General features: G+C 69.9%; 21 protein-coding genes and 1 pseudogene. 14 read left to right on the top strand and 8 right to left on the bottom strand.

All coding sequences use genetic code 11. The annotated features are described in order from the left end of the window. Positions 1 to 53: 53 nt before the first annotated feature. The gene (locus ACIBCK_RS23680; RefSeq protein WP_399393233.1) at positions 54 to 899 is read left to right on the top strand and encodes an aldo/keto reductase; all 846 of its coding nucleotides are present in this window, start codon (positions 54 to 56) and stop codon (positions 897 to 899) included. On the opposite strand, the gene ACIBCK_RS23675 is transcribed toward ACIBCK_RS23680, so the two are convergent. Both ACIBCK_RS23675 and ACIBCK_RS23670 read right to left on the bottom strand, forming a co-directional pair. Further along, on the bottom strand, positions 877 to 1437 hold the full coding sequence (locus ACIBCK_RS23675; RefSeq protein WP_399393232.1) for a GNAT family N-acetyltransferase: 561 nt from the start codon (positions 1435 to 1437) through the stop codon (positions 877 to 879). The genes ACIBCK_RS23680 and ACIBCK_RS23675 overlap by 23 nt on opposite strands. Before the next feature lie 81 nt (positions 1438 to 1518). Continuing rightward, positions 1519 to 2838, bottom strand: a complete 1320-nt coding sequence (locus ACIBCK_RS23670; RefSeq protein ID WP_399393231.1) for an aminotransferase class I/II-fold pyridoxal phosphate-dependent enzyme — start codon at positions 2836 to 2838, stop codon at positions 1519 to 1521. 55 nt (positions 2839 to 2893) lie between these two features. Between ACIBCK_RS23670 and ACIBCK_RS23665 the strand changes: the two genes are divergently transcribed. After that, complete coding sequence (locus ACIBCK_RS23665) at positions 2894 to 4195, top strand: MFS transporter (protein ID WP_399393229.1); 1302 nt, start codon at positions 2894 to 2896, stop codon at positions 4193 to 4195. A 99-nt stretch (positions 4196 to 4294) separates the two neighbouring features. Here the strand turns inward: ACIBCK_RS23665 and ACIBCK_RS23660 are convergent, their stop codons facing one another. From ACIBCK_RS23660 to ACIBCK_RS23645, 4 genes are all read right to left on the bottom strand, one after another. After that, complete coding sequence (locus ACIBCK_RS23660) at positions 4295 to 5362, bottom strand: cytochrome D1 domain-containing protein (RefSeq protein WP_399393228.1); 1068 nt, start codon at positions 5360 to 5362, stop codon at positions 4295 to 4297. 188 nt (positions 5363 to 5550) lie between these two features. Next, the gene (locus tag ACIBCK_RS23655) at positions 5551 to 6498 is read right to left on the bottom strand and encodes an aminoglycoside phosphotransferase family protein (protein WP_399393226.1); all 948 of its coding nucleotides are present in this window, start codon (positions 6496 to 6498) and stop codon (positions 5551 to 5553) included. Positions 6499 to 6526: 28 nt separating this feature from the next. Then, complete coding sequence (locus tag ACIBCK_RS23650; protein ID WP_399393224.1) at positions 6527 to 7471, bottom strand: aldo/keto reductase family oxidoreductase; 945 nt, start codon at positions 7469 to 7471, stop codon at positions 6527 to 6529. Positions 7472 to 7532: 61 nt separating this feature from the next. Next, a complete protein-coding gene (locus ACIBCK_RS23645) occupies positions 7533 to 8567 on the bottom strand; it encodes a LacI family DNA-binding transcriptional regulator (RefSeq protein WP_399393222.1) in 1035 nt (344 codons plus the stop codon). A 336-nt stretch (positions 8568 to 8903) separates the two neighbouring features. On the opposite strand from ACIBCK_RS23645, the gene ACIBCK_RS23640 reads away from it, so the two are divergent. From ACIBCK_RS23640 to ACIBCK_RS23590, 11 genes and pseudogenes are all read left to right on the top strand, one after another. After that, positions 8904 to 10175, top strand: a complete 1272-nt coding sequence (locus tag ACIBCK_RS23640) for an extracellular solute-binding protein (protein WP_399393220.1) — start codon at positions 8904 to 8906, stop codon at positions 10173 to 10175. Next, a complete protein-coding gene (locus tag ACIBCK_RS23635; RefSeq protein WP_367047675.1) occupies positions 10176 to 11186 on the top strand; it encodes a sugar ABC transporter permease in 1011 nt (336 codons plus the stop codon). Beyond that, positions 11183 to 12094: a sugar ABC transporter permease gene (locus tag ACIBCK_RS23630; RefSeq protein WP_399393218.1), complete on the top strand. Its 912-nt coding sequence runs from the start codon at positions 11183 to 11185 to the stop codon at positions 12092 to 12094. The genes ACIBCK_RS23635 and ACIBCK_RS23630 overlap by 4 nt, the downstream gene beginning before the upstream one ends. A gap of 101 nt (positions 12095 to 12195) precedes the next feature. Then, positions 12196 to 13845 carry a glycoside hydrolase family 13 protein gene (locus ACIBCK_RS23625; RefSeq protein ID WP_399393215.1) on the top strand — a complete coding sequence of 550 codons (1650 nt, stop codon included), beginning with the start codon at positions 12196 to 12198 and terminating at the stop codon, positions 13843 to 13845. Then, a complete protein-coding gene (locus tag ACIBCK_RS23620; protein ID WP_399393213.1) occupies positions 13833 to 14900 on the top strand; it encodes a LacI family DNA-binding transcriptional regulator in 1068 nt (355 codons plus the stop codon). The genes ACIBCK_RS23625 and ACIBCK_RS23620 overlap by 13 nt, the downstream gene beginning before the upstream one ends. A gap of 107 nt (positions 14901 to 15007) precedes the next feature. Continuing rightward, positions 15008 to 16405 (top strand): annotated as a pseudogene (locus ACIBCK_RS23615) (alpha-amylase family protein); the annotation flags it as partial. 137 nt (positions 16406 to 16542) lie between these two features. Continuing rightward, a complete protein-coding gene (pulA, locus tag ACIBCK_RS23610; protein WP_399393211.1) occupies positions 16543 to 19251 on the top strand; it encodes a pullulanase-type alpha-1,6-glucosidase in 2709 nt (902 codons plus the stop codon). Positions 19252 to 19392: 141 nt separating this feature from the next. Beyond that, positions 19393 to 19782 (top strand): VOC family protein, encoded by a 390-nt coding sequence (locus ACIBCK_RS23605; protein WP_399393209.1) that lies wholly within the window; start codon positions 19393 to 19395, stop codon positions 19780 to 19782. 91 nt (positions 19783 to 19873) lie between these two features. Then, positions 19874 to 20431, top strand: a complete 558-nt coding sequence (locus ACIBCK_RS23600) for a dihydrofolate reductase family protein (RefSeq protein WP_399393207.1) — start codon at positions 19874 to 19876, stop codon at positions 20429 to 20431. Positions 20432 to 20663: 232 nt separating this feature from the next. Then, positions 20664 to 21545: an MEDS domain-containing protein gene (locus ACIBCK_RS23595; RefSeq protein ID WP_399393205.1), complete on the top strand. Its 882-nt coding sequence runs from the start codon at positions 20664 to 20666 to the stop codon at positions 21543 to 21545. Next, complete coding sequence (locus ACIBCK_RS23590; RefSeq protein ID WP_399393203.1) at positions 21545 to 21973, top strand: ATP-binding protein; 429 nt, start codon at positions 21545 to 21547, stop codon at positions 21971 to 21973. Before ACIBCK_RS23595 ends, ACIBCK_RS23590 begins: the two co-directional genes overlap by 1 nt. A 7-nt stretch (positions 21974 to 21980) precedes the next feature. On the opposite strand, the gene ACIBCK_RS23585 is transcribed toward ACIBCK_RS23590, so the two are convergent. Continuing rightward, positions 21981 to 22676, bottom strand: a complete 696-nt coding sequence (locus ACIBCK_RS23585; RefSeq protein ID WP_399393202.1) for a class I SAM-dependent methyltransferase — start codon at positions 22674 to 22676, stop codon at positions 21981 to 21983. Positions 22677 to 22759: 83 nt separating this feature from the next. Between ACIBCK_RS23585 and ACIBCK_RS23580 the strand changes: the two genes are divergently transcribed. Further along, complete coding sequence (locus ACIBCK_RS23580) at positions 22760 to 23389, top strand: helix-turn-helix domain-containing protein (RefSeq protein ID WP_399393200.1); 630 nt, start codon at positions 22760 to 22762, stop codon at positions 23387 to 23389. 40 nt (positions 23390 to 23429) lie between these two features. Here ACIBCK_RS23580 and ACIBCK_RS23575 read toward each other — a convergent pair whose 3' ends face one another. Further along, a complete protein-coding gene (locus ACIBCK_RS23575; RefSeq protein WP_399393198.1) occupies positions 23430 to 25487 on the bottom strand; it encodes a phosphocholine-specific phospholipase C in 2058 nt (685 codons plus the stop codon). Positions 25488 to 25524: the final 37 nt, after the last annotated feature.

Here is a 25524-nt window from a genome sequence, read left to right as displayed (position 1 = left end):
CGTGTTGACTGCACGGGTAACGTGACGCGTCGACTGAGGGGTGGACGCTTCACATGACATCAAGCATTTTCCGTATCGGCGGCGAGATCGACGTACACCGGCTCGGGTTCGGGGCGATGCGGCTCCCGACCGAGGCCGGGGCGGCGAGGGAGGCCTCCGTCGCGGTGGCCAGGCGCGCCGTCGAGCTGGGCGTCACGCTGATCGACACGGCGTACATGTACGGGTGGGGCGCCAACGAGGAACTCCTGGCAGAGGCGCTGTACCCGTATCCGGACGACCTACTCATCGCGACCAAGGTCGCGATCGAGCGGCCGGCTCCCGGCGAGGAGGCGCAGGTCAACGGCCGGCCGGAGTTCCTGCGTGAGCAGGTCGAGCAGGCACTCCGCCGGCTGCGCGTCGAGCGGATCGGGCTTCTCCAGATGCACCGTCTCGACCCGAAGGTGCCACTCGCCGAGCAGCTCGGAACGCTGCGGGAGTTCCAACTCGCCGGAAAGATCGGCCATGTCGGCCTGTCGGAGGTCACGGTCGACGAGCTCGACGAGGCACGGCGGATCGTCGACGTGGCGAGCGTGCAGAACCGCTACAGCCTGCTCGATCGCGAGCACGAGGCCGTGCTCGACGCCTGCGAGGAGGCGGGGATCGCCTTCCTGCCCTGGCGTCCCGTCCACCCGGCGGCCTCGACCGCGACAGCCGGGATCGCGGCCGTCGCCGCCGAACTCGACGCCACCCCGGCGCAGATCGCCCTGGCCTGGCTGCTCGACCGCTCCCCGGTCGTCCTGCCGATCCCCGGCACGGCCTCGCTCGACCACCTGGCGGAGAACGTGGCGGCGGCGGAGCTCCGGCTGAGCGCGGACCAGCGCGAGCGCCTGGGCCGCATCACGCCTGCCCCTGCTGGATGAGCTCCGCAGGACGGTCGATGCGGTAGAGGTAGTGGGCGCGGTCGTCGATGGGGTTGTCCGGTTCCAGTGACACCTCGGCGACCCGCCGCAGGCCCGCCTTCTCCAGGGCGCGCCACGACGCGGGATTGCCCACGTGTACGGGCACGAGTACCGCCGTGGCCTCGGGATAATCGCTCCAGGTGGCCGCGAGGACCGCCCGGATCATGCGTGTACCGAGGCCACGGCCGACCCGCCGGGGGTCGCCGATGAGGTAGTCGATGGACGCCGCACCCGGTGGGATCTCCACCTGGCCGACCAACTCACGCATGTCGTCGGGGTAGTCGGCGAGGCGGCAGCGCTGGACGAGGCCGAACGGTTCGCCGTCGAGCAGCATGAGCAGGTCCTCCGACGCCTCCTCGCCGCGGGCCGCCGGGCCGAAGTCGCGCGCCACCGCCTCGGGTGACGTCTCGTGGTTCCACCAGCGCGCGACGTGCGGCTGCTCCAGCCACTGCCGCAGCAGGGGGAAGTCCGGTTCGTCGAGTCGACGCCAGCTGATCATCGGGGCACCTCGGGGGAGAAGTTGGGGGAGGCTCGGGGCGGAACGGTGGCAGATTCGGCCATTCTCCCGCCTGCCGCGGACTCAACCCCCGTACGTGGCCTCGGACTCGCCGAGCACCGCGGCGAAGTCCTGCGCGAACCGAGCCGCTTCCGCCACCTCTAGTGTGGCCGTGGTGATCCGTACGGCGGTCGGGGCGGCGATGCGGAAGCGTGAGCCGGCGGCCACCCACCACCCCCGTGAGCGCAGCCCGTTGACCACAGCGGACTCGTCCCGCACCGGCACACATACGTTCAACCCGCTCGCCCCGTGCGCGGCGATTCCACGCCGCGCGAGCTCCCCGACGAGCGCCTCGCGCCGCTCGGTGTACGTGCGCTCGGCCCGCCCCACCAGCGCTCGTGCCGTGGCGTCGGCCATCGTGCGCTCGACCGTCTCCTGCAGCAGGTGACTGACCCACCCCGACGTGAGCAGCATCCGCCCCTCGTGCCGGGCCAGCGTCGCCGCGTCGCATGCCAGCGCGGCCCACCGCAGGTCGATGCCCAGATGCTTGGACACCGTCCTCACCTGTGCCCAGCGTTCGAGTCCGCCCGCCGCCAGCGAGTACGAGGGCGCCCCCGCGACCTCCGCGTTGTGATCGTCCTCGATCACCAGGACGTCCGGGAAATCGCCGAGCGCTTCGAGCAGGGCGTCGCGCCGCTCCTCCGAGAAGCAGCCGCCCATCGGGTTCTGCCCCCGGGGGCTGCACACCACCGCCCTGACCCCCGCCCGCAGCGCGGCGCGCAGCGCCTGGGGTCTGATCCCCTCGTCGTCCACCGCGACCGGCACCATGCGCAGCCCCAACGCCGGTACGAGGTCGAGGAGATGGTGAAAGCCCGGGTCCTCGACGGCCACCGCGTCGCCCGGCTTCAGCTCGGCGGAGAGCAGCCGGGCCATGCAGTCGAGTGCTCCGTGCGCGAAGGTCACGCGGCTGTCCGGAACCCCGTCCCGTGCGAACCACTCGCGGGACATGTCCTCAAGCCCCGCGCGGCGCGGCGACCCGCGGTGCGAACCGCTGACGGGGACCAGTCGCTCGGGCGGCAGCAGCACCGGCAGCAGCGCCGGGTCCGGGTGTCCGCCCGCCAGGTCGCGCACCCCTCGCGGCACCTTCGGCGGGCGGCGCGCCCCGACTGCGGGGGTCTGCGCGACCACCGTTCCGCCACGGCCCCGCGTCACCACGATCCCGCGCTGCCGGAGCTCCTTGTAGGCCGTCGCCACCGTCCCCGCGCCGACACCGAGCTCGTCGGCGAGCCTGCGCACCGGGGGGAGGGCGTCGCCCGGACCCAAACGGCCCTCGGTAACGGCCTGTTCGACCGAGGAGGTAATGCCCTTGGCGGTCGTACCACTGATCGCATATTGTGCTGACACGTATTCAAATATGTATCGGTACAAAGTCATACGTCAAGTCGCAAGCCAAGGGGGAATGGTGAGCCTCAGCCGTGGGCGGGCCGCGCTGTACGAGCGCATACCAGGGGGTCTCGACGGCCGTCGCATGCTCTGGATCGCCTTGATCAACAAGGCGGGGACCGGGCTCTGGATGGGGGCGGCCGCCCTCTACTTCACTCTGGTCACCGGGCTCTCCGTCGCCGAGGTCGGCGTCCTCATGGGCGTCTCGGGGGCCGTGGGTATCGCGGGGGCGCCGCTCGCGGGCCACCTCGCCGACCGCTTCCCTGTCACGCGCGTCATCATCGGCGCCCAACTTCAGCAGGCCATCGCCCTGTTGGCCTTGCTGACGACGGACGACTTCTCGCTGCTCCTGCTGTACTCGGCCGTGAGCAGCCTCGCCGACCGGGGCGCCAACGTCCTCACCAAGCTGTACGCCGCCCGTATCGCGGGTCCGGACCGCACCAAGTACCAAGCCGTCCAGCGCACCGTGTCCAACGCGGGCTGGGCCATCGGCGGTCTGGCCGGCGCGCTCGCACTCGCCGTCGGCACCACCCACGCCTACCAGGCCCTGCTCGTCGGCAACGTGCTCAGCTTCCTCGTCGCGGCGGTCCTCACGCATCGCTGCGCGGAACCACCGTCCCCGTCCCGGGTGGTCACCGACTCCACGGCGTCCGCTCTCCCCGCCCCGCCGTCGAGCCCGTGGCGCGACCGCCCCTATCTGCTCTTCACCGCCACCGAGGCGGCGCTCTTCCTGGACGACGCCGTGCTCCAGGTCGGCATGCCCCTGTGGATCGTTCACGCGACGGACGCCCCGCACGGCCTCGCCCCGCTGCTCATGGTCCTCAACTGCGTGCTCGTCGTCTGCTGCCAGGTACCGCTGTCCCGCTTCGGGAGCACGCCGGACGCGGCCCGTGCCCTCCTCCTGCCCCTCGCCGCCTGCTTCGTCGTCGGCTGCGCAGCGATGACCGCTTCCGTGGCGGGCGGTACGTGGGTGGCAGTCATCGCTCTGGTGGTCGCGGCCATCGCCTTCACCTTCGCGGAGATACTGCACGCCATCGCGTCCTGGGAACTCTCCATCGCGCTCGCCCCCGACGACGCCCAGGGCGCCTACCTCGGCGTACACGGCCTGTCCTCGTCAGCCCAACGCAGCGGTGGGCCGCTCCTGGTCACCGCTGTGATCGCCGCGGGCCCCCTGGCCTGGCCGCTGCTCGGCGCGGGCGTGATCGCGACGGTCGCGGCGCAGAGCCGGCTCGTACGCAGGAGGCTGCACCGGTCGAACGGGCCGACGGACGCGCCCGGCGGCGCGCGGCGCGAACGAGGGATGCGGCTCGGGTCGTAGCCCGTCGCCGCACGGGGGCCCGACGACGACGTCCCGCCCGCCACGACTGCGTGGCGGGCGGGGAGGTGTCGTCGGTGTGGCGTCGGTTTCCGAGGTGGCTCAGTGGCCGATGCGGATGCGGTGCGCCTGGTCCTGGCCCTCGGGGCCGGAGCCGGACTTGTCCAGCACGAACGCCGTACCGCCCGTCACCTGCACGTGGTTGGGGTTGGCGCCGGTGGCCAGGGTCTCGACGACGGAGCCCTTGGCGGGGTCGACGACCGTGACGGTGCCGGGGGTCCGGTTGGCGACGAGGACCTTGCCCGAACGCCGGTCGGTGGCGACCGACAGGGCGCCCGCGCCGGTCGGCACGGACTTCGTCACGGTGCCCTTCTTGAGATCGACGACCGAGAGGCCGCCGGCGGCCTGGTCGGCGGTGTAGGCGGTGCGGCCGTCCTTGGAGAGCGCGATGGAGATCGGGCCGTCACCGGTGGGGATGAGACGAGGGCTCTCGCTTTTCCGGGTGATCTCGATGATGCGGTCGCCGTTGAGGTCGGCGGCGTACGCCGCGCCGGTCCGCGTGTTCACGGCGAGCCCCGCCGGGCCCGCGCCCTCGACCGTGACGCGCTTCTTCTCCTTGAAGGTGCGCGTGTCGAAGGCGACGACGGTGCCGTCACCGAAGCTGCTCGCCCACGCCGTGTTGTGCCTGGCGTCCACGACGACCTCACGGGCGTGGTTCACGCCGGGCAGCGACGCGAGGTGCTTGCCGGTGCGCTGGTCGTAGACGGCGACGGAGTTGTCGCGGGTGTTCGTCGTCCAGACGGTGTTGTGCTCGTCGTCCACGGCGATTCCGTAGACGGCCTCGACGGCGCCGGTCTCGGTGTTCGTGACCGGAGGCGTGTAGCCGGCCTTCACCTTCAGCGTGCGCGGGTCGACCTTCAGCAGGGTGGAGTTGGTGACGGGCGGCCGGCCCACCGCGGAGGTGGCCCACAGCACGTTGTTCCGCTCGGAGTACGCGGACTGGTAGAGACCCTTCACGAGCGGCGCGGACTCGACGGTCGAGCCGGCCGCTTTGCCGGAGTGCTGACCGGGCTGCGCGGACGCGGCACCGGTCAGGGCCAGCGAGCTGCCCGCGGCGAGCGCGACGGCAACTGCGGCGGTACGGCGGATGCGGCTGGTGAGTGAGGTCATGCTGCGTCAATCTCCTTGACTGAGGCGCCTCCGAGAGAGGCGATCACTCGATAACTTAGCTTAGCCTAACCTAAGTCGCACGCTCGTCATCGTGTGGCGCCCGCCACAGCCGACCCTATGGCCCCAAGGGGGAGCGCGGGGTAAATCCCCATCCCCACTTGCCAGTTGAGACATGAATCGGCCGTTCTTCAGCAGAGCAGCTCCGCCGTGTCCAGGAAGGGTCGGCCCAGTTCCTTCGCGCCGAAGTCGAGCATGTAGAGACCGGTGGACACCCGCTCGAGGTAGCCCCACTCCCAGATCGCCCGCTCGTCCATGCCGGTCCGGTTCGCGAGCAGCGCGCAGTACGAGCGGATCAGAGCGCGGGCCGCGGCCTTGTCCCTGCCTCGCAACTCCGCGCACCAGTCGCGGAGTACGACACCCAAGTCGTACGTGGGGTCCGCGAGGAAACCGTCCGGGTCCACGAAGACGAAACCGGCCTCGGCCCCGGCCCGAGGTGCGGTGACCCGCAGCGCGTTGCCGGGGTGCGGGTCACCGTGCACGACGACGCAGCGGCCGGGATCGAAAGCGGCGGCGCGGCGTTCGGCGTACGTCAGCGCTCGGGTCACCACGCGCTCCGAGCAGGGGCGGCCGAGGCTCTCCCACAGCCGTGCGACCAGCTCGCCCAGGGCGCCGGCCTTCTCCTCGGCCCGGTCGGCGGTGAGCTCCGGGGCGCGCGGCACCCGCCAGGCGCTCCGGAGCATCGCGCACAGCGTCTCGATCTGCTGCGGGGGAGCGAGGCCGAGCCGGTCCAAGGAGGGGCCGAGCGCTTCCTGGAGCATCGCGTGCCGGTCCAGGTCGTGGGCCAGGAGCCTCACATACTCCCGGCCGTCCGCGAGGCGCAGGGTCCGCACCTGGCTCGCGAAGTCCGGTGCGGGAAGGGACACCTTGAGCACCGCGTCCCGGCCGTCGCGGGTGCGGGCCCGCGCCACGTAGGAGGTGGTCCCGCCGGGTAGCGACGGGCCGGTCTCGATCGACAGGCGCCGCTCCAGATCCCTGACGAGAGCGGGCAGTTCGGCCAGCCACCGCTCGCCGGCGCCTCCAAGGCTGATGGCCTTCCGGCGTACGAGAGGCTGGACTTCGACGGCGGGTTCGCTCACGGCATCGATGTTGGCCGAAGGGGTGCGCCTAGGGCAGTGGGCCGCCCCGGGCCGTGATCCACAGGTCGTACCACTCCTCGTGGGTGAGTTCGGGCTCGCGGTGCACCGCGTCCCGGCAGGCGAGGATGCGGTCGGGGCGGCTGGTGCCGATGACGGGGGCGATCCGCGCCGGATGCCGCTGGAGCCACCACAGGAGGATCGTCTCCGGGGTCGTCCGCTTGCGTGCCGCGAGGTCGGCGACGAGCCGCGCGGTCGGGGTCTCGCCACCACCGGTGAACCGGCCCCGGGCGAGGGCGCCCCAGGCCTGCAGTTGGATGCCGTGGGTGGTGCAGTACTCGAGTGTCCCGTGCGGGAAGCCGCTGTCGGCGGCGGCCGGGGTGTTCACGAGCACCCCGGCCTCGATCCAGTCGCGGCTCTCCAGGCTCATCTCCAGCTGGTTGGCGACCAGCGGTACGTCGAGGTGCGCCCGCAGGTGCGCGATCTGCGCGGCGCTCATGTTCGACACGCCGAACCGGCGCACCAGGCCCTGCCCGTGCAGCGAGGCAAGTGCCTTCGCGATCTCCTCCGGTCCCGTCAGCGGATCGGGCCGGTGCAGGAGCAGTACGTCGATCACGTCGGTGCGCAGCCGTGTGAGGCTCTCCTCGACGCGCTGGACGATGGTCGGCCCCCGCAGGTCGTACAGGCCGGGCCGGACGCCGTCGGTCAGGCGGATGCCGCACTTGGTCTGCAGGACGATGCGCTCGCGCAGCCCGGACGCCCTGGACAGGACCTCACCGAAGACCGACTCGGACTTACCGTGCCGGTAGATGTCCGCCTGGTCGAAGACGGTGATGCCGGCCTCAAGTGCGGCCTCCACGGCGGCCTCGGCCGCGGCGATGTCCGCGGCGGCGTACGGCGTGGTGTCCCAGGTGCCACCGAGTCCCATGCAGCCGTACAGCACACGGCCGGTTGTCACGTCGGTCCGCGATGCCATGTCTCTTCCTCCGTGTCGCTCCGTGTCACTCCGTGCAGCCGCGTTTCGCTGCGTGGACGGCCTAGGCGTCTCGGCGCTCCGGCCGGCCGGACGCGGTCGATCCGCGGACCACGAGCTCCGGCATGAAGAGGAACTCGCTGTGCGGCGCGGGAGTTCCGCCGATCTCCTCCAGGAGGGTGCGGACCGAGGCCTGCCCCATCGCCTGGACCGGCTGGCGGACGGTGGTCAGTGGTGGATCGGTGAACGCGACGAGCGGGGAGTCGTCGTAGCCGACCACCGAGATGTCACGCGGTACTTCCAAGTCCCGTTCCCTGGCGGCCCGGACGGCGCCGAGCGCCATCATGTCGCTGGCGCACACGATCGCGGTGCAGCCCCGGCCGATCAGCGTGCCCGCCGCGGCCTGGCCGCCCTCCAGGGTGTAGAGGGAGTGCTCGACGAACTGCTCGGAGTCCGCGGGCGACATCCCGAGGCTTTCGCGCAGGCCGATCTGGAAGCCCTCGATCTTGCGCTGCACGGGCACGAAGCGCTTGGGGCCCACGGCGAGCCCGATGCGGGTGTGCCCCAGGGAGGCGAGATGGGTGACGGCGAGCCTGGCCGCGGCGCGGTCGTCCGTGGAGACGAAAGGGCCCTGCACCTTGGGGGAGAAGCCGTTGACGAGGACGAAGGGCACGCCCTTGCCGCGCAGCACTTCGTACCGCTCCATGTCGGCGGTGGTGTCGGCGTGCAGCCCCGAGACGAAGATGATCCCGGAAACACCGCGGTCCACCAGCATGTCGGTGAGCTCGTCCTCGGTGGAGCCGCCGGGTGTCTGGGTGGCGAGGACCGGCGTGTAGCCCTGGCGGGTCAGAGCCTGGGCGATGACCTGGGCGAGCGCGGGGAAGATCGGGTTGTCCAGCTCCGGCGTGATCAGGCCGATGAGCCCGGCGCTGCTACGTCGGCGCAGCGGCGAGGGACGTTCGAAGCCGAGCGTGTCCAGGGCGGCGAGGACGGATTCGCGGGTGGCCGCCGCCACGCCGGGCTTGCCGTTGAGGACACGGCTGACGGTGGCTTCGCTCACTCCCGCCTGCGCTGCGATGTCGACGAGCCGTGCGGTCATGCGGGGACTGTACCGGTGATCCGCCGGATTGCACACCGGTTGTGAAAGCTTGCAGAAAGTGCCGGTCCTGCAAGGAGCTTGCGGGGCCTTGCAGGTGACCTAGGGAGGGTCAACTGCCACCTCAGGGGCCTGTCAAGCGCAGCAAGGGCAACCGTAAGGACACACAGCGGTAACGATCAGCAGCCCTTGCTGAAATTTCTCGCAAGGTCTTTCGGTGGCTTTTCAATCCTGTTACGTTCCCTGGCAACCCGGCGCCGCGTCGAGTGCGGCTCGTAGGAGGCAGCTCTGTTGGGGGTCTCGCCTCCCCTTGTTCCGGGATCAGTTGAAGGAGTTCACATGCGGCGTGGCATAGCGGCCACCGCAATGGTCGCGGCCCTGGCCCTGACAGCGGCGGCGTGCGGTGGCGATGACAGTGACAGCGGTAAGAAGGGCTCGGGCAAGCTGTCCGGAACCGTCACTTTCTGGGACACCTCGAACGACGCGGAGAAGGGGACCTACGAGAAGCTCGCCAAGGGCTTCGAGAAGCTCCACCCGGACGTCAAGGTCAACTACGTGAGCGTCGCTTTCGGCGAGGCCAACGCCAAGTTCAAGAACGCCGCGGGCGGCAACTCCGGCGCCCCCGACGTGATGCGCACCGAGGTCGCCTGGGTCGCGGACTTCGCCAACCTCGGCTACCTCGCCCCGCTGGAAGGCACCCCCGCACTCGACAAGGCGGACGACTACCTCCCGCAGGCCGCGGCCAGCACCAAGTTCAAGGGCAAGACCTACGCCGCGCCGCAGACCATCGACACCCTGGCGCTCTTCTACAACAAGAAGATGCTCAAGGCCGCCGGTGTCGAGGCGCCCAAGACCTTCGACGAGGTGAGGACCGCCGCGAAGAAGATCAAGTCGAAGTCCGGCAAGACCGGCCTCTACCTGCGCGGCGACGACCCGTACTACTACCTCCCGTACCTCTACGGCGAGGGCGGCGACCTCCTGGACACCAAGAACAAGAAGATCACCGTCGACGACCCCCAGGGCGCCGCGGCCTTCAAGGTCATGAAGGACCTGGTCGACTCCAAGGCCGCCACCACCGACGCGAGCGACGGCTACAACAACCAGCTCAACGCGTTCAAGGACGGCGATGTCGCGATGGCACTCGACGGACCCTGGTCCATCGAAGGCGCCATGCAGGGCAAGGAGTTCAAGGGCGACAAGGGCAACCTCGGCATCGCCCCGGTCCCCGGCGGCAGCGACCGGCAGGCCTCCCCGCAGGGCGGCTGGAACCTCGCGGCCTACGCCGGGTCCAAGAACCTCGACGCGAGCTACGAGTTCATCAAGTACATGAGCTCGGCCAAGGTGCAGCAGCAGACCACCGAGAAGCTGAGCCTGCTGCCCACCCGCACCTCGGTGTACGACGTGAAGTCCGTCAAGGACAACCAGATGGTGCAGTTCTTCAAGCCGGCCGTGGACAAGTCGGTGGAGCGGCCGTGGATCCCGCAGGCCAACGCCCTGTTCGAGCCGATCCGGCTGCAGATGGAGAAGGTGCTCAGCGGCAAGACCTCGCCCGATGACGGGGCGAAGGGTGTCGGCGACGCCTACCGCAAGCTGCTGAAGGACTACAAGTAAATGGCTGTTGACAGCAGCCAGACCCTGACCGGGGCCGTGGACGCGAAGGGCGTCCACGGCCGCGGCCGGGGGACCGGCAAGACTCCCGGGCGCCTGCGCAGGTCCCTTTCCACGCACTGGTACGCGTGGAGCATGGTCGCCCCCGTGGTGGCCGTGATCGGCGTGATCATCGGATACCCGCTGGTGCGGGGCCTGTACCTGTCGACGACCGACGCCAACGAGGCGAACGTCGAGCGCACCATCGGCGTCAACCACATCCCGGCGACCTACGAGTCCGTCGGCCTGGACAACTACACCGCGGTCTTCAACGACGGCGTGTTCTGGGACCGGCTGACCTGGACGGTCATCTGGACCGTCTCCTGTGTCGCGATCTCCTTCGCGCTCGGCCTCGCGCTGGCGAACATGCTCAACCGCAAGCTGGCGGGGCGCTCCCTCTACCGGATGGCGCTGATCCTGCCGTGGGCGGTGCCTGCCTTCGTCTCCGTGTTCACCTGGCGGCTGCTCTTCAACGAGAAGAACGGCATCCTCAACAAGATCCTCGCCGGCGGCGGCATCGACGCGATCCCGTGGCTGAACGACCCCACCTGGGCCAAGCTCTCGGTGATCACGGTCAACGTCTGGCTCGGCGTCCCGTTCATGCTGGTCGCCATGCTCGGCGGACTCCAGTCCATCCCCGGAGAGCTCTACGAGGCCGCGGAGATGGACGGCGCGAACGCCTGGCAGCGCTTCCGGCACATCACGCTGCCGGGTCTGCGGACCGTCAGCAGCACCGTGATCCTGATCAGCGGCATCTGGACCTTCAACATGTTCCCGGTGATCTTCCTGCTCACCCGGGGCGGTCCCGGAGACGCCACCGAGATCCTGGTGACGTACGCCTACCGGCTCTCGTTCGTCGTGAGCCCGCGCGACTTCGCGGGGTCCGCGGCCTGGGGCGTCATCATTCTGCTGCTCCTTTCGCTCTTCGCGGTCGTCTACCGCCGCGCGCTCCGCAAGCAGGGAGAAGTGTGGTGACCACCGTGACCGACCCGAAGAAGTCGCCGTTCTCGTCGGACTCGTCCGACTCGTCCGCGAGCCGGCCCAGGAAGGTCAGGGAGCGCGGCGAACGCGGCCCGCTGGCCTCGGTCGCGCTCCACGTGGGCCTGCTCGTCGCATCGGCCACCGCGGTGCTTCCGCCGCTGTGGCTCCTGATCACCTCGTTCAAGCCGACGAGCGAGGCGTTCTCCACCGACCTGGTCAAGGACTTCACGTTCCGCAACTACGACCACGTCGTCAACGACACCGAGTTCCTGAGCTGGCTCGCCAACTCGCTGCTCGTCGTGGGACTGACCACGGTGATCGGTGTCTTCATCGCCGCGACCACCGGCTACGCCGTCAGCCGCTTCAAGTTCCCCGGCATGCGGCCGCTGATGTGGCTCCTGCTGATCACGCAGATGTTCCCCGTCGCGGTGCTCATCGTGCCGCTCTACAACCTCCTGGCGAGCCTGGGCCTGCTCAACCAGCCCATCGGCCTGGTCGTCACCTATCTGACGATCGCCGTGCCGTTCTGCGCCTGGATGATGAAGGGGTACTTCGACACCATCCCGGTGGAGATCGACGAGGCCGGGCGGGTGGACGGGCTCAACCCGTTCGGCACCTTCTGGCGGCTCATCGTGCCGCTCGCCAAGCCCGGTCTCGCCGTCACCGGCTTCTACAGCTTCATCACCGGCTGGGCCGAAGTCGCCTACGCCTCCGCCTTCATGACCGGCGAGGAGAACCTCACCCTGGCGGGCGGCCTGCAGACCTTCGTCAATCAGTACACCAGCGACTGGGGCTCGCTGACGGCCGCGGCCGTGATCGTCGCCGTGCCCGCCGCGGTGATCTTCGGCTTCGTGCAGCGCCACCTCGTCTCCGGTCTCACGGCCGGTGCGACGAAGTCCTGACTCGAAGCCTTGACACGAAGCCCTGACACGAAGCCCTGAATACGTCGCACACGTACGGCACACACCCCTCTCGCACTCGACCTCTCGATCTCAGGGAAGACATGACCCAGCATCTCGCTGCCCCTGCAGCCCCCGCCTCCGGCACGCACACGGACTGGTGGCGTGGCGCGGTGATCTACCAGGTCTACCCGCGCAGCTTCGCCGACGGCAACGGTGACGGAATGGGCGACCTGGACGGCGTCCGTGCCCGCCTGCCCTACCTCAGGGATCTCGGCGTCGACGCCGTCTGGCTCAGCCCCTTCTACTCCTCACCGCAGGCCGACGCCGGCTACGACGTCGCCGACTACCGAGCGATCGACCCGATGTTCGGCAGCCTCCTCGACGCCGACGCCCTGCTGCGGGACGCCCACGACCTGGGCCTGCGCGTCATCGTCGACCTGGTCCCCAACCACTCGTCCGACCAGCACGACTGGTTCCAGCGCGCCCTGCGCGAGGGCCCGGGATCGCCCCTGCGTGAGCGCTACCACTTCAGGACGGGCAAGGGCGAGCACGGTGAACTCCCGCCCAACGACTGGGAGTCCGTCTTCGGCGGTCCGGCCTGGACGCGGACACCGGACGGCGAGTGGTACCTGCACCTCTTCGCTCCCGAGCAGCCCGACTTCAACTGGGAACACCCCGCCGTGCACGACGAGTTCCGCTCGATCCTGCGCTTCTGGCTCGACATGGGCGTCGACGGCTTCCGCGTCGACGTCGCCCACGGCCTGGTCAAGGCCGAAGGCCTGCCCGACATCGGCCGCAGCGACCAGCTCAAGCTCCTTGGCAACGACGTCATGCCGTTCTTCGACCAGGACGGCGTGCACGAGATCTATCGCACCTGGCGCAAGGTCCTCACCGAGTACGCGGGTGAGCGTGTCCTCGTCGCCGAGGCGTGGACGCCCACCGTCGAGCGCGCCGCCGCGTACGTGCGCCAGGACGAGATGCATCAGGCCTTCAACTTCCAGTATCTGGGCACCCATTGGGATGCTGCTGAGCTGCGCGAGGTCATCGACGCGTCGCTGGCCGCGATGCGGCCCGTCGGCGCCCCGGCCACGTGGGTGCTCTCCAACCACGACGTCACCCGTCACGCCACGCGGTTCGCCAACCCGCCAGGACTGGGCACTCAGCTGCGCACCGCGGGCGACCGCGCGCTCGGCCTGCGCCGCGCCCGCGCCGCGACCCTCCTGATGCTGGCACTGCCCGGCTCCGCCTACGTCTACCAGGGCGAGGAACTGGGCCTGCCGGACGTCACGGAGCTGCCCGACGAGGTGCGCCAGGACCCCTCGTTCGTCCGGGCGAGCGGACAGGACGGCTTCCGTGACGGCTGCCGGGTGCCGATCCCCTGGACCACTGACGGCTCCAGTTACGGGTTCGGCGCGGGCGGCAGCTGGCTGCCGCAGCCCGCAGGGTGGGGCGAGCTCAGTGTTCAGGCGCAGACCGGCGACCCCGCGTCCACCCTGGAGCTGTACCGCAGTGCGCTCGCCGTGCGCCGCGAGCAGCCCGGCCTCGGCGCGGGTAACTCGCTGGAGTGGCTGGAGGCGCCCGAGGGGGTTCTCGCCTTCCGCCGGGAGAGCTTCGTGTGCACGGCGAACACCACCGGCGCGGCGGTGCGTATCGCGGCCCCCGGCCGCATCCTCCTGACCAACGCCGAGGTGGAGACGGCGGACGGCAAGGTCGAGCTGCCGGCCGACACCACCGTCTGGTGGGCGGTGTGACCCTCTCCCCGCCGCGGGACGCCGACCCGGGAGACCGGGGCGTTCCGCGGCTCGCGGACATCGCGGCCCAGTCCGGCGTCAGCGAGGCCACCGCGAGCCGGGTGCTCAACGGCAAGCCGGGAGTGGCCGCGGGCACCCGGCGCCGGGTGCTCGCCGCCCTGGACGTGCTCGGTTACGAGCGGCCCATGCGGCTCAAGCGGCACAGCGCGGGCCTGGTCGGTCTGGTCATCCCCGAGCTGAGCAACCCGATCTTCCCCGCCTTCGCGCAGGTCGTCGAGCAGGTGCTTTCCGGGCACGGCTACACGCCGATGCTGTGCACCCAGATGCCGGACGGGGCCAGCGAGGACGAGCTGGTCGAGCAGTTGGAGGAGCGCCGGGTCAGCGGCATCGTCTTCCTCTCCGGGCTGCATGCCGACACCACGGCCGACCCGACGCGGTACCTCGAACTGCACGCCAGAGGTGTGCCGTTCGTCCTGATCAACGGCTACAACGAACACATCCCGGTGTCCTTCGTCTCGCCCGACGACCGCGCGGCCGTCCGGATGGCGGTGCGCCACCTCGTCGACCTCGGCCACGAGCGGATCGGTCTCGCCATCGGCCCCACCCGCTACGTCCCTTCGCTGCGCAAGGCGGAGGGCTTCACGGCGGCGCTGCACGCGCTGCTCGGTCGGGAACAGGGGGAGGCCGAACAGCGCGTGCAGCGCACGCTGTTCACGGTGGAGGGCGGGCACGCGGCGGCCAGCGCGCTGCTGGACCAGGGATGCACGGCGATGGTCTGCGGCAGCGACATGATGGCGCTCGGCGCCGTCCGCGCGGCGCGTGAGCGCGGCCTCTCGGTGCCGGGAGACGTCTCCGTGGTCGGCTTCGACGATTCTCCCCTGATCGCCTTCACGGACCCGCCGCTGACCACGGTGCGCCAGCCGGTGCAGGCGATGGCGAGCGCCGCGGTGGGCGCGCTGATCGAGGAACTGCACGGAAACCCCGTACAGCACACGGAGTTCGTCTTCCAGCCCGAGCTCGTGGTGCGTGGATCGACGGCGCAGGCGCGGCGCTGAGTGTGTGCGGAGGGTTGACCGGGGTTCTTGAGGGTCGTACGGTCTCGACCGAAAACGGCGTCGCAATATTTCTGCAACATCCTTCAATGGCCATGCAGGAGGCCCTCATGACCGGCCGAAAGAGCAGAGTCCGCAGACCCTTCGCCGCCTCCCTCGCCCTGGTCGCGGGCGCCGCCGGCAGCCTCGTCGCCGGAGCACCGCAGGCGCAGGCCGCGCCGCCCGGCGCCAAGGACGTCACCGCCGTACTCTTCGAGTGGAAGTACGACTCGGTGGCCAAGGCGTGCACGCAGCAGCTCGGCCCCGACGGATACGGCTACGTACAGGTCTCCCCGCCCCAGGAGCGCATCCAGGGCGAGGCGTGGTGGGCCGCCTACCAGCCGGTCAGCTACAAGATCGGCAGCCGACTCGGTGACCGGGCCGCGTTCAAGAACATGGTCGACACCTGCCACGGGGCCGGGGTGAAGGTCGTCGCCGACGCGGTGATCAACCACATGACGAACGCCTCCGGTACGGGCTCGGCGGGATCGGTCTTCACCAAGTACGACTACCCGGGCACGTATTCGGGCGCGGACATGGACGACTGCCGCTCGGACATCAGCAACTACCAGGACCGCTGGAACGTCCAGCACTGCGAGCTGGGGGGCCTCGCCGATCTCGACACCGGTGAGGAGTACGTACGGGGGCGGATCGCGGCCTACCTGAACGATCTGCTGTCCCTGGGCGTCGACGGCTTCCGGGTCGACGCGGCCAAGCACATCCCCGTGGACGACCTGAAGAACGTCAAGTCCCGGCTCAGCAACCCCGGCGTCCACTTCAAGCAGGAGACGATCCACGGCGCCGGAGAGGCGGTGTCCCCGAGCGAGTACACCGCCACCGGCGACGCCCAGGAGTTCCGCTACGGCTGGGACCTCAAGCGGGTGTTCAACGACGAGAAGCTCGCGTACCTGAAGAACTTCGGCGAGGGCTGGGGCTACCTGCCCGGTGGCTCGGCCGCCGTCTTCGTCGCCAACCACGACACCGAACGGCACGGCCAGACCCTCACCTACAAGGACGGCGCGAACTACACCCTCGCGCACGTCTTCATGCTGGCCCTGCCCTACGGCTCACCGGACGTGCACTCCGGCTACGAGTTCAGCAGCAACGACGCCGGATCGCCGAACGGCGGCCAGGTGAACGCCTGTTACAGCGACGGCTGGAAATGTCAGCACGCCTGGCCCGAGATCAGGAGCATGGTCAAGTTCCGCAACACCGCGCGCGGGACCGGCATGACCAACTGGTGGGACAACGGCAACGACGCCATCGCGTTCGGCCGGGGTGACAAGGCGTACGTGGTCATCAACCACGAGGGCTCGACCGTCGACCGGACCTTCCAGACCGCACTCGCCGCGGGTAGCTACTGCGACATCCAGAGCGGCAGGAGTGTCACCGTCAACGGCTCGGGCCAGTTCACGGCCGCCGTGGCGCCGAACACCGCGCTGGCCCTGCACACCGAGGCCAGGGGCTGCTGACCGCCACGCTTCACGGGTCGCCCGGCGTTCGCTTCCCCGCAGCCGGGCGGCCCTGCTCCCGCACCCTCCCGTACCTCCGGCCCCCCGCTTTCACCCCCGTACCTCCCGTCATTCATCCGCAAGGAGAACCGCCCGTGACCGGCTCCCCGCGCCGCACCCTCGTGGCCACGGCCCTCGCCCTGCTCGCCGCCGTCGCACCCCTGACGTCCCTGGCCGGCGCTGCGCCGGGAGCTCCGGCCGCCGCCGCCGACGCGCCCGCCCAACTCGACCTGGCCACGTCCCGGGCCCAGTGGATCGACAAGAACACCGTCGCCTGGGACGTCCAAGGGGACGCCTCATCACAGGAGTTGGTGTATGCCCGCGACGGCCGGCTCACCCTCAAGGACGGCGAACTCGCCGGCGAGGGCCGTCGGATCCGTCTCGCCCCGGCCGACGGCGGGCTCACCGAAGCACAGCGCAAGAAGTACCCGCACCTGAAGGACTACGCGGCCTTCACCGTCGACCCGCGCGACCGGGACCGCATCCGGCATGCCCTGACCGGCCAAGTCGTCGCCACCCGAAGCGGCGCCGACGGCACCCTCCTCGCGGCCACCGGCGTACAGACGCAAGGCATCCTCGACGACCTCTACAGCGCCACCGCCACCAAGGCGGCCCTCGGCCCGCAGTTCCGCGACGGCCGCCCCACGCTGGCCCTGTGGGCTCCCACCGCGCAGTCCGTCAGCCTCGAACTCGACGGCAAGCGCGTGGCGATGCGGCGCGACGACGCCAGTGGTGTGTGGTCCGTCGCCGGGGGCCGCAGCTGGTCGGGCCAGCAGTATCGGTACGTGGTGAAGGTGTGGGCGCCCAGCGTCCAGAAGGTCGTCACCAACAAGGTCACGGACCCCTACTCCACGGCTCTCACTGCCGACTCCCGGCGCAGCATCGCCGTCGACCTCGACGACCCGAGGCTTGCGCCCAAGGGCTGGGAGCGGCTGAAGAAGCCGAAGGCCACACCGCTGCGCGACGCGCAGATCCAGGAGCTGCACATCCGTGACTTCTCCGTCGAGGACCGCACGGCGCGCCACCCAGGCCAGTATCTGGCCTTCACCGACAAGGCGTCCGACGGCATGAAGCACCTGCGCAAGCTGGCCAAGTCAGGGACTTCTTATGTCCACTTGCTGCCCGCCTTCGACATCGGCACCATCCCCGAGCGCGCCGCGGACCAGGCCGCACCCGACTGCGACCTGACGGCGCCCGGCCCGGACTCCGAAGAGCAGCAGGCCTGCGTGACCAAGACCGCGGCCAAGGACGCCTACAACTGGGGTTACGACCCCCTGCACTACACCGTGCCCGAGGGCAGCTATGCGAGCGACCCCGCCGGAACCCGCCGCACGGTCGAGTTCCGGCAGATGGTCCAGGGCCTCAACGGCTCCGGCCTGCGCACCGTCATGGATGTCGTCTACAACCACACGGTGGCGAGCGGGCAGGCCGACAAGTCCGTACTCGACAAGATCGTGCCCGGCTACTACCAGCGGCTGCTCCCCGACGGCACGGTCGCCACCTCCACCTGCTGCGCCAACACCGCGCCCGAGAACGCCATGATGGGCAAACTCGTGGTCGACTCCCTGGTCACCTGGGCCAAGGAGTACAAGGTCGACGGCTTCCGCTTCGACCTGATGGGTCACCACCCCAAGGCGAACATCCTCGCTGTGAGAAAGGCCCTGGACGCCCTGACCGTCGGGAAGGACGGCGTCGACGGCAAGAAGATCGTCCTCTACGGCGAGGGCTGGAACTTCGGTGAGATCGCCGATGACGCCCGTTTCGTCCAGGCCACCCAGAAGAACATGGCGGGCACGGGCATCGCCACCTTCTCCGACCGTGGCCGCGACGCGGTGCGCGGCGGCGGCCCGTTCGACGAGGACCCCGGCGTCCAGGGCTTCGCCAGCGGCCTGTTCACCGACCCCAACGCCTCGAAGGCGAACGGCACCCCGGCCGAGCAGAAGGCGAGGCTGCTGCATTACCAGGACCTCCTGAAGGTCGCCCTCACGGGCAACCTCTCCGCGTACACGTTCACGGACTCGGCGGGGAAGCGGGTCAAGGGCTCCGAGGTCGACTACAACGGCGCCCCGGCCGGATACGCGGCGGCCCCCGGCGACGCCCTCTCCTACGCCGACGCCCACGACAACGAATCCCTTTACGACGCCCTCGCGTTCAAGCTGCCCGCGGACACCACGGCAGCCGAGCGCTCCCGCATGCAGGTCCTCGCGATGGCGACCGCGACCCTGGCCCAGGGCCCTTCCCTCTCCCAGGCGGGCAGCGACCTGCTGCGCTCGAAGTCCCTGGACCGCAACTCCTACGACAGCGGTGACTGGTTCAACGCCCTGCAGTGGAACTGCCGGGCCGGCAACGGCTTCGGGCGAGGCCTGCCCCCGGCCGCCGACAACAAGGACAAGTGGCCTTACGGAAAGCCCCTACTGACCTCCACGTCCCTGACCCCGGGCTGCGCCGAGATCAACGGCACCTCGGCCGCCTACCAGGACCTGGTCAAACTGCGCGCGACGGAACCGGCGTTCTCCCTGACCACGACCGCCCGGGTCCAGTCCCACCTCACGTTCCCCCTCTCGGGCACACCAGCGGAAACCCCGGGCGTCATCACCATGCAGCTCGGAAACCTCATGGTCATCTTCAACGCAACCCCGGAGCCCCAGAAACAGAGCGTCACACTGCCGAAGGGCGCCACCTACTCCCTCCACCCGACCCAGGCAAAGGGCGCGGACGAGGTGGTCAAGTCCGCGTCTTACGAGAGGGGTTCGGACACGTTCGACGTCCCTGCTCGCAGCGTCGCGGTCTTCGAGCGAGACTGAGCGTCGCTCGGAACGAGGTCAGTGTCGCGTGGTCCCGGCCACTCGCAGCGCGGCGCGCGCGCCGGTGCCGCGTTAGCGTGGGCCCTTCAGGGAAAGGCAGTGGAAGTCGCTGCAGGCGCTACTAGGCGGGGAGATCCTGACGTGGCCAGTAAGTTCACCGAGCTTGCGATCGACTGTGTCGATCCTGACGCTCTAGCCCGGTTCTGGTGCGCCGTCCTCGGCTACGAGGTGCAGGAGGCCGAGGACGGGTTCATCTCCATCGGTTCGCCTCTTGAGGCTGACGGCGCGCAGCGCGTCGGGTCGGTGCCGCCCACGCTGGGGTTCGCGCGGGTGCCCGAGGGCAAGGCCATCAAGAACCGGCTCCACATCGACGTCAATCCGACCGACAGGGAGCAGGACGAGGAGGTCCGTCGACTGCTCGGCCTCGGTGCTCGGCACGCCGACGTCGGCCAGACCGGCGACGAGAGCTGGGTCATCCTCGCCGACCCTGAAGGCAACGAGTTCTGCGTCCTCGCGACTCGCCGTCCTTGAGAAGCGGCGCTCCCGCAGCACCGTGGCCGCGATGATGGGCTCCGACCGGTAGGGAACCGCGGACTCACGCGCCCGTAGTCGAAGGAGCCGCATGGCCAAGCTCATCTACTCGATGATCACCTCGCTCGACGGCTACGCCGAGGCGGCGGAGGGCGACCTCGGCACCGGCGCCGAGGACCAGGAGGTGCACACCTTCATCAACGACCTCTTCCGCCCCGTCGGCACGTACCTCTACGGCCGACGGATGTACGAGACGATGGTCTACTGGGAGACCGCGCACACCGAGCCCGACCAGCCGCCGCACATCCTGCAGTACGCCCGCGACTGGCAGGCCGCGGAGAAGATCGTGTACTCCACGACGCTCGATTCGGTGTCCAGCGCGAAGACCCGGATTGAGCGCACCTTCGATCCGGACTCGGTGCGCAGGCTCAAGGCGGAAGCCGAGCACGACCTCACCGTCGACGGCCCGAACCTCGCAGGCCAGGCGATCGCAGCCGGCCTGGTGGACGAGTACCACCTGTTCATCACCACGAGCGTGGTCGGCGGCGGCAAACGCTTCTTCCCCGACGGCGTGCGCCTCGACCTCGATCTCGTCGAGGAGCGCGCCTTCGACAGCGGACTGATCTACGCGCGCTACCGGACCCGCTGAGTCGGCGCCGTGCCGCCGTTGCCGGTGTCTCCGAGGCGGCAGACGCCGAACGCAATTCGGCGAACAGAACCAGCGCGGAACGACTCAACTTCACGCACCCTCGATCGCCAATAGGGGGTGCGGCGTCAGGCGGCTGCCGCTATCTGCGGAGACGCGCCGCCGTCGGGTAGGGCCCGCTAGCGTGTGGCCCGCACTTGTTCCCGTCGGGCCACCTCGGCCCCGGAGGTGAGAGATGGCGGATACCGGCTCGGCGTCGGTCGGTACGGTCCCTGTCCAGCATCTCCGGGCCGGCGACCACGCGTTCGTCGGTTACGCCGACGACGACGCGGGCCGCGACGTGGTGTCCGCCTTCGCGTGGGCAGGGCTCGTACGGCGCGAGAAGGTGATGGTCTTCGCCGCTCCCCACATGGACGACGAACGGGTGTGGTCCCGGCTGGACGCGCCGGGAGCCCTGCTGGGATCCGCCCGCGAGAGCGGGCAGTTGGTGCTCAGCAGCATGCGTGCCCTCATCCACCCGGAGGACGCGTTCACCCCCCACCGCCAGTGGGAGCGCATCACGGAGGAGACCGACAGGGCCCTGGCCGAGGGCTACACCGGGCTGCGCACCTATATCGACATGCACTGGGTGGGGGCCCTGGGCGCTGACATCGAGGTGATGATGCACCGCGAGTCCCACGCTCAGCATCTGTTCACCGACCGCCCCTACACCGAGATCTGTGCCTACGACACCCGCTGGTTCGATCCCGACGTCGTGACGGCCATGCACAAGGCGCACCCCTGTCGGCTGCTGCCACGCCTGGGTGCTCTGCACGCCGAACTGGCGGAAGGCAGGGTGCAGTTGGTCGGCGAAGCGGACCTCGCCACTCGGGAGCAGTTCATCGGCGCCGTGCGCGAAGGGCTCAGACGAGCCGAGGACTCCCGACAGCCGCTGGTCGTGGACCTGTCCGGTCTCGTGTTCCTCGGCGTCGCATGCGCCGTGGACCTGCTGCGGCTGGTGCTCGACCATCCGCACGGCCCGGTCCGGGTCCACTGTCCACCGGCATCGGCCCGCATACTGCGCCGAGCCGGCGCCGATCAGGTGCCTCACCTGGTGCTCAGCGAGGTGGCCCGCTGATGACGACCGCGCCGGGCCCGCACGAGGCCTCTCCCGTCACCCTGCTGGAGTCTCGCTTCACGCAGGACGACCTGCCCCGGCTGCGTATGCTCGTCGCGCAGTTCGCCGACCACCAAGGACTGCCCGAGCCACGGCGCAGCGAATTCATCGTGGCCCTGGACGCGGTGGCGGTCAACGCGGTCGAGCACGCGGGCGGCGGCGGCACGCTGGTCCTGCAGCGCAGCAACGGCCATCTGGCCTGCCACATCCACGACGCGGGCCCCGGCTTCAGCGCCGACGTCATCCCCGACCTTGCCCCCGGTCTCGACGGTCGCGCGAGCGGCCGAGGCCTGTGGCTCGCCACCCTGCTCACCGACGAGCTCACCGTTTCAGGCGGCCCCGACGGCAGCAGGGTGACCCTGGCCGTGCGGCTCCCCGGCCCTCACTGACGCGTCGTCACCGGCTGAACGGGCGCCGCAGCTTGACCGTGTAGTTGGTCCGGGTGGAGGGCGCTCCGTCCGGGGCCGTCAGGGAGTGTTCGTGGGTTTCGCAGGCGAGTACGTCCCACTGCCCGGCCGGCAGATCGAGTGAGGCCAGGACCTTCTCTGGGGTGGGGAAGTCGACGCCCGGGTGAGGTTCGGTCTCCCAGGCGGGGAAGCCCATGTGGCCGACGATCAGGAGTGTGCCGCCCTCGGCGACGGCCGCGGCGGCGGCGCGCAGGATCTGCTCGCGCGGCATTTCGTGCAGGGAGTGCAGGAACTGGGCGGAGACCAGGTCGTAGCTGCCGGCCGGGAAAGAAGCGCCCAGGTCGTGGTGCTGCCAGTCCACGCGGTCGGTGACCCCGGCCTGGTCCGCGTGCTCGGCCGCGCGGGCGAGGGCGACGCGGGAGATGTCGGTGGCGGTGACGCGCCAGCCCTGCCGCGCGAGCCAGATCGCGTCGCCCCCCTCTCCGCAGCCCAGATCGAGGGCGCTCCCGGGGGTGAGCCCCTCGGTCTCGCGGACGAGGGCGGCATTGGGTTCGCCGCTCCACAGACGGCCGCTCTGGTTGTAGCGCTCGTCCCAGAACTCCTCGGCCGATTCGGCGGCGGAGACGGCGGGGGCGCCGGAAGCGGCGTGGGTGCCGGGCGTGGGGTCGGTCGTGTGCTCGCTCATGTGGGCTCCTTCTGCTCTGCGGCAACCCTGCGCGCGGCCCCGGCCGCTTGACAAAGATATTTGCCGACCCGGCAAATGGAGGGATGAGCGACGATGCCGAACTCACGGATGTGCTGACCGCCGTCGGGCCGCGGCTGCGGGCGCTGCGCAAGGCGCGGGGCGCCACCCTGGCCCGGCTGAGCGAGGAGACCGGCATCTCCCTGAGCACGCTCTCGCGCCTTGAGGCCGGACAGCGGGAGCCGACCCTGAAGCTCCTGCTCCCGCTGGCCAAGGCGTACGGAGTACCGCTCGACGAACTGGTCGGCGCGCCCCAGACGGGTGACCCGCGGATCCACCCGCGGCCGTTCCTGCGCCACGGCAACACGTGGGTGCCCCTGACCCGCTACCTCGGCGGAATGCACGCCTACAAGCAGGTCATGCCGGTCGCCGGGAACGGCAACCGGCAGACCACGCGCCCCGAGCAGGGCACGCACGAGGGCTACGAGTGGCTCTACGTACTCTCCGGCCGGCTGCTCCTGGCCCTGGGCGACCACGACCTGGTGCTCACGGCGGGCGAAGCCGCCGAGTTCGACACCCGCACCCCGCACGGCTTTTCCAACGCCGGTGACATCCCCGTCGAATTCCTCGCCCTGTTCGGCGCCCAGGGCGAACGCATGCACGTACGCGTCAGGCCGGGCGGCGGCGAGGGAGACGACGGGGACCAGCACCCCTAGGGGGACCCAGCACCCCTAGGAGGCAGTCAAGGCGGCAGGGTCAGGCCGTGCGGAGCGCCGGGTCGCTGGTGCCGGGCTCGCCCGTCTCGACATGCCCCGCCAGCCGCCGCAGATAGGCGCTGTCGCTGTCGGACCGCACCCGCAGGTCGTACCAGCGCTTGCTGTGGCCGAGGTCCACCCAGCGGGTCTTGCGTCCGCCCGCGGCGACGGTGAGCTCAGTGCTCTTGTCGCCGTAGGCGTTGGTGATGGTCAGGCGGCAGGCGGTCTTGGCGTGGTTGGTGAACGTGAGCTCGATGCGACCACTCCGCTCGTCGTGACGGCCGGCGACTTCCGGGCCCGGGGTCGCGGCGGTGCCTTCGTACGTCCGCAGATATCCGCCCGGCCCGTGCACCGTCAGCTCGTACGTCCCCTCCGAGGGGGCGGTGCTCCACGTGTCGGAGATCTCCTTGCCCGCCGATGCGGTGTACGTCCAGGGCCCGTCGTCGCGGTTGCCGGACGTGACGAGGAAGCAGGCGCCCGTCTCGTCACCCGGCGTGAAGGTGAGCCTGACGTTGCCGTCGGCGGGCTTGACGGCCGCCGTGACCAGCGGCGCGTAGGGCAGGGGCCGGGTGGGCCGCGCGCCCTTCTCCTGCTTGGGCAGGGCGGGGGAGGCCGGCGGGGAGTGCTGGTAGCTGCCGTGCCGTTCCTGGTCCGGCGGCTCATAGGCGTCGGTTCTCGGCAGGTCCGCGCGCTCGGTGTGCTTGAGGCTGAAGTCGAAGGCCGATGTGAGGTCGCCGCAGATGGCGCGGCGCCAGGGGGAGATGTGCGGTTCGTGGACGCCGAAGCGGCGCTCCATGAACTGGATGACGGAGGTGTGGTCGAAGACCTCGGAGCAGACGTAGCCGCCGGTGGACCAGGGGGAGACGACGAGGGTGGGGACCCGCATGCCGAGCCCGTAGGGGCCCGCGCTGTAGTCGCTGTCGCCGGGGAAGTGGTCGAGTTCGGTGTCCACGGTGGACGCGCCCCAGGAGGAGTCGGCCGGCGGGTAGGGCGGCGGCACGTGGTCGAAGTAGCCGTCGTTCTCGTCGTACGTGATGATCAGGGCGGTTTTGCTCCACACCTCGGGGTCGGACGTCAGTGCGTCCAGGACCTGCGAGATGTACCAAGCCCCGTAATTCGCGGGCCAGTTGGGGTGTTCGCAGAAAGCTTCCGGGGCGGCGATCCAGGAAATCTGCGGGAGTTTCCCCGCCTTGACGTCGGCGCGCAGGTCGTCGAGGAGATGGCCGCCCTCCTTGACCTTCGTTCCCTTCCTCGCCTTTTCGTAAAGGGGGTCGCCCGGCTTCGAGTTGCGGTACTTGTTGAAGAACATCAGCGAGTTGTCGCCGTAGTTTCCGCGGTAGGCGTCCTCCAGAACGCCCCACAGCCCGTCCTCGGTGAGTCCGTCACCGATGTCCTGATAGATCTTCCACGACACCCCGGCCTTCTCCAGACGCTCGGGATAGGTGGTCCAGTCGTAGCCGACTTCTTCGTTGCCGAGGACCGGGCCGCCGCCCTTGCCGTCGTTTCCGGCATGCCCGGAGTAGAGGTAATAGCGGTTGGGGTCGGTCGCGCCCATGAACGACGAGTGGTAGGAGTCGCAGACCGTGAAGGCGTCGGCCAGCGCGTAGTGGAAGGGGATGTCCTCCCTGGTCAGATAGGCCATCGTCCCCGACGACTTGGCCGCTATCCAGTCGTCGTACTTTCCCTTGTTCCACGCCTGATGGCCGGTCTCCCAGTCATGGTCGAGGCCGGCGATGAACTGCATGCCCAGGTCGTCCGCGTCGGGGTGATAGGGCAGAACTTCCTCACCGTCGCCGGACTGATGCCATACGGACTTTCCGCTCTCCAGGGTCAGTGGGCGGGGGTCACCGAAACCGCGGACGCCGCCCAGCGTCCCGAAGTAGTGGTCGAAGGAGCGGTTCTCCTGCATGAGGACCACGATGTGCTCGACGTCGTCGATCGACCCCGACCGGGCGGAGGCGGGGATGTCGGCGGCGCGCATGATGCTGGCGGACAGAGCCGCGACGCCGGCGGTGCCACCCGCTGCCTGGAGGAAGCGTCGACGGTTGAATGCGGGCATGAAGATGTACCTCTGAAACATGGGGGATAGAGGACCG

This window comes from Streptomyces sp. NPDC051218 (genome assembly GCF_044455475.1).
In the GTDB taxonomy this organism is placed as follows: Bacteria; Actinomycetota; Actinomycetes; order Streptomycetales; family Streptomycetaceae; genus Streptomyces.
Note: the sequence above shows the minus strand (reverse complement) of the source record. Positions and strands in the feature narration are given on the sequence as shown.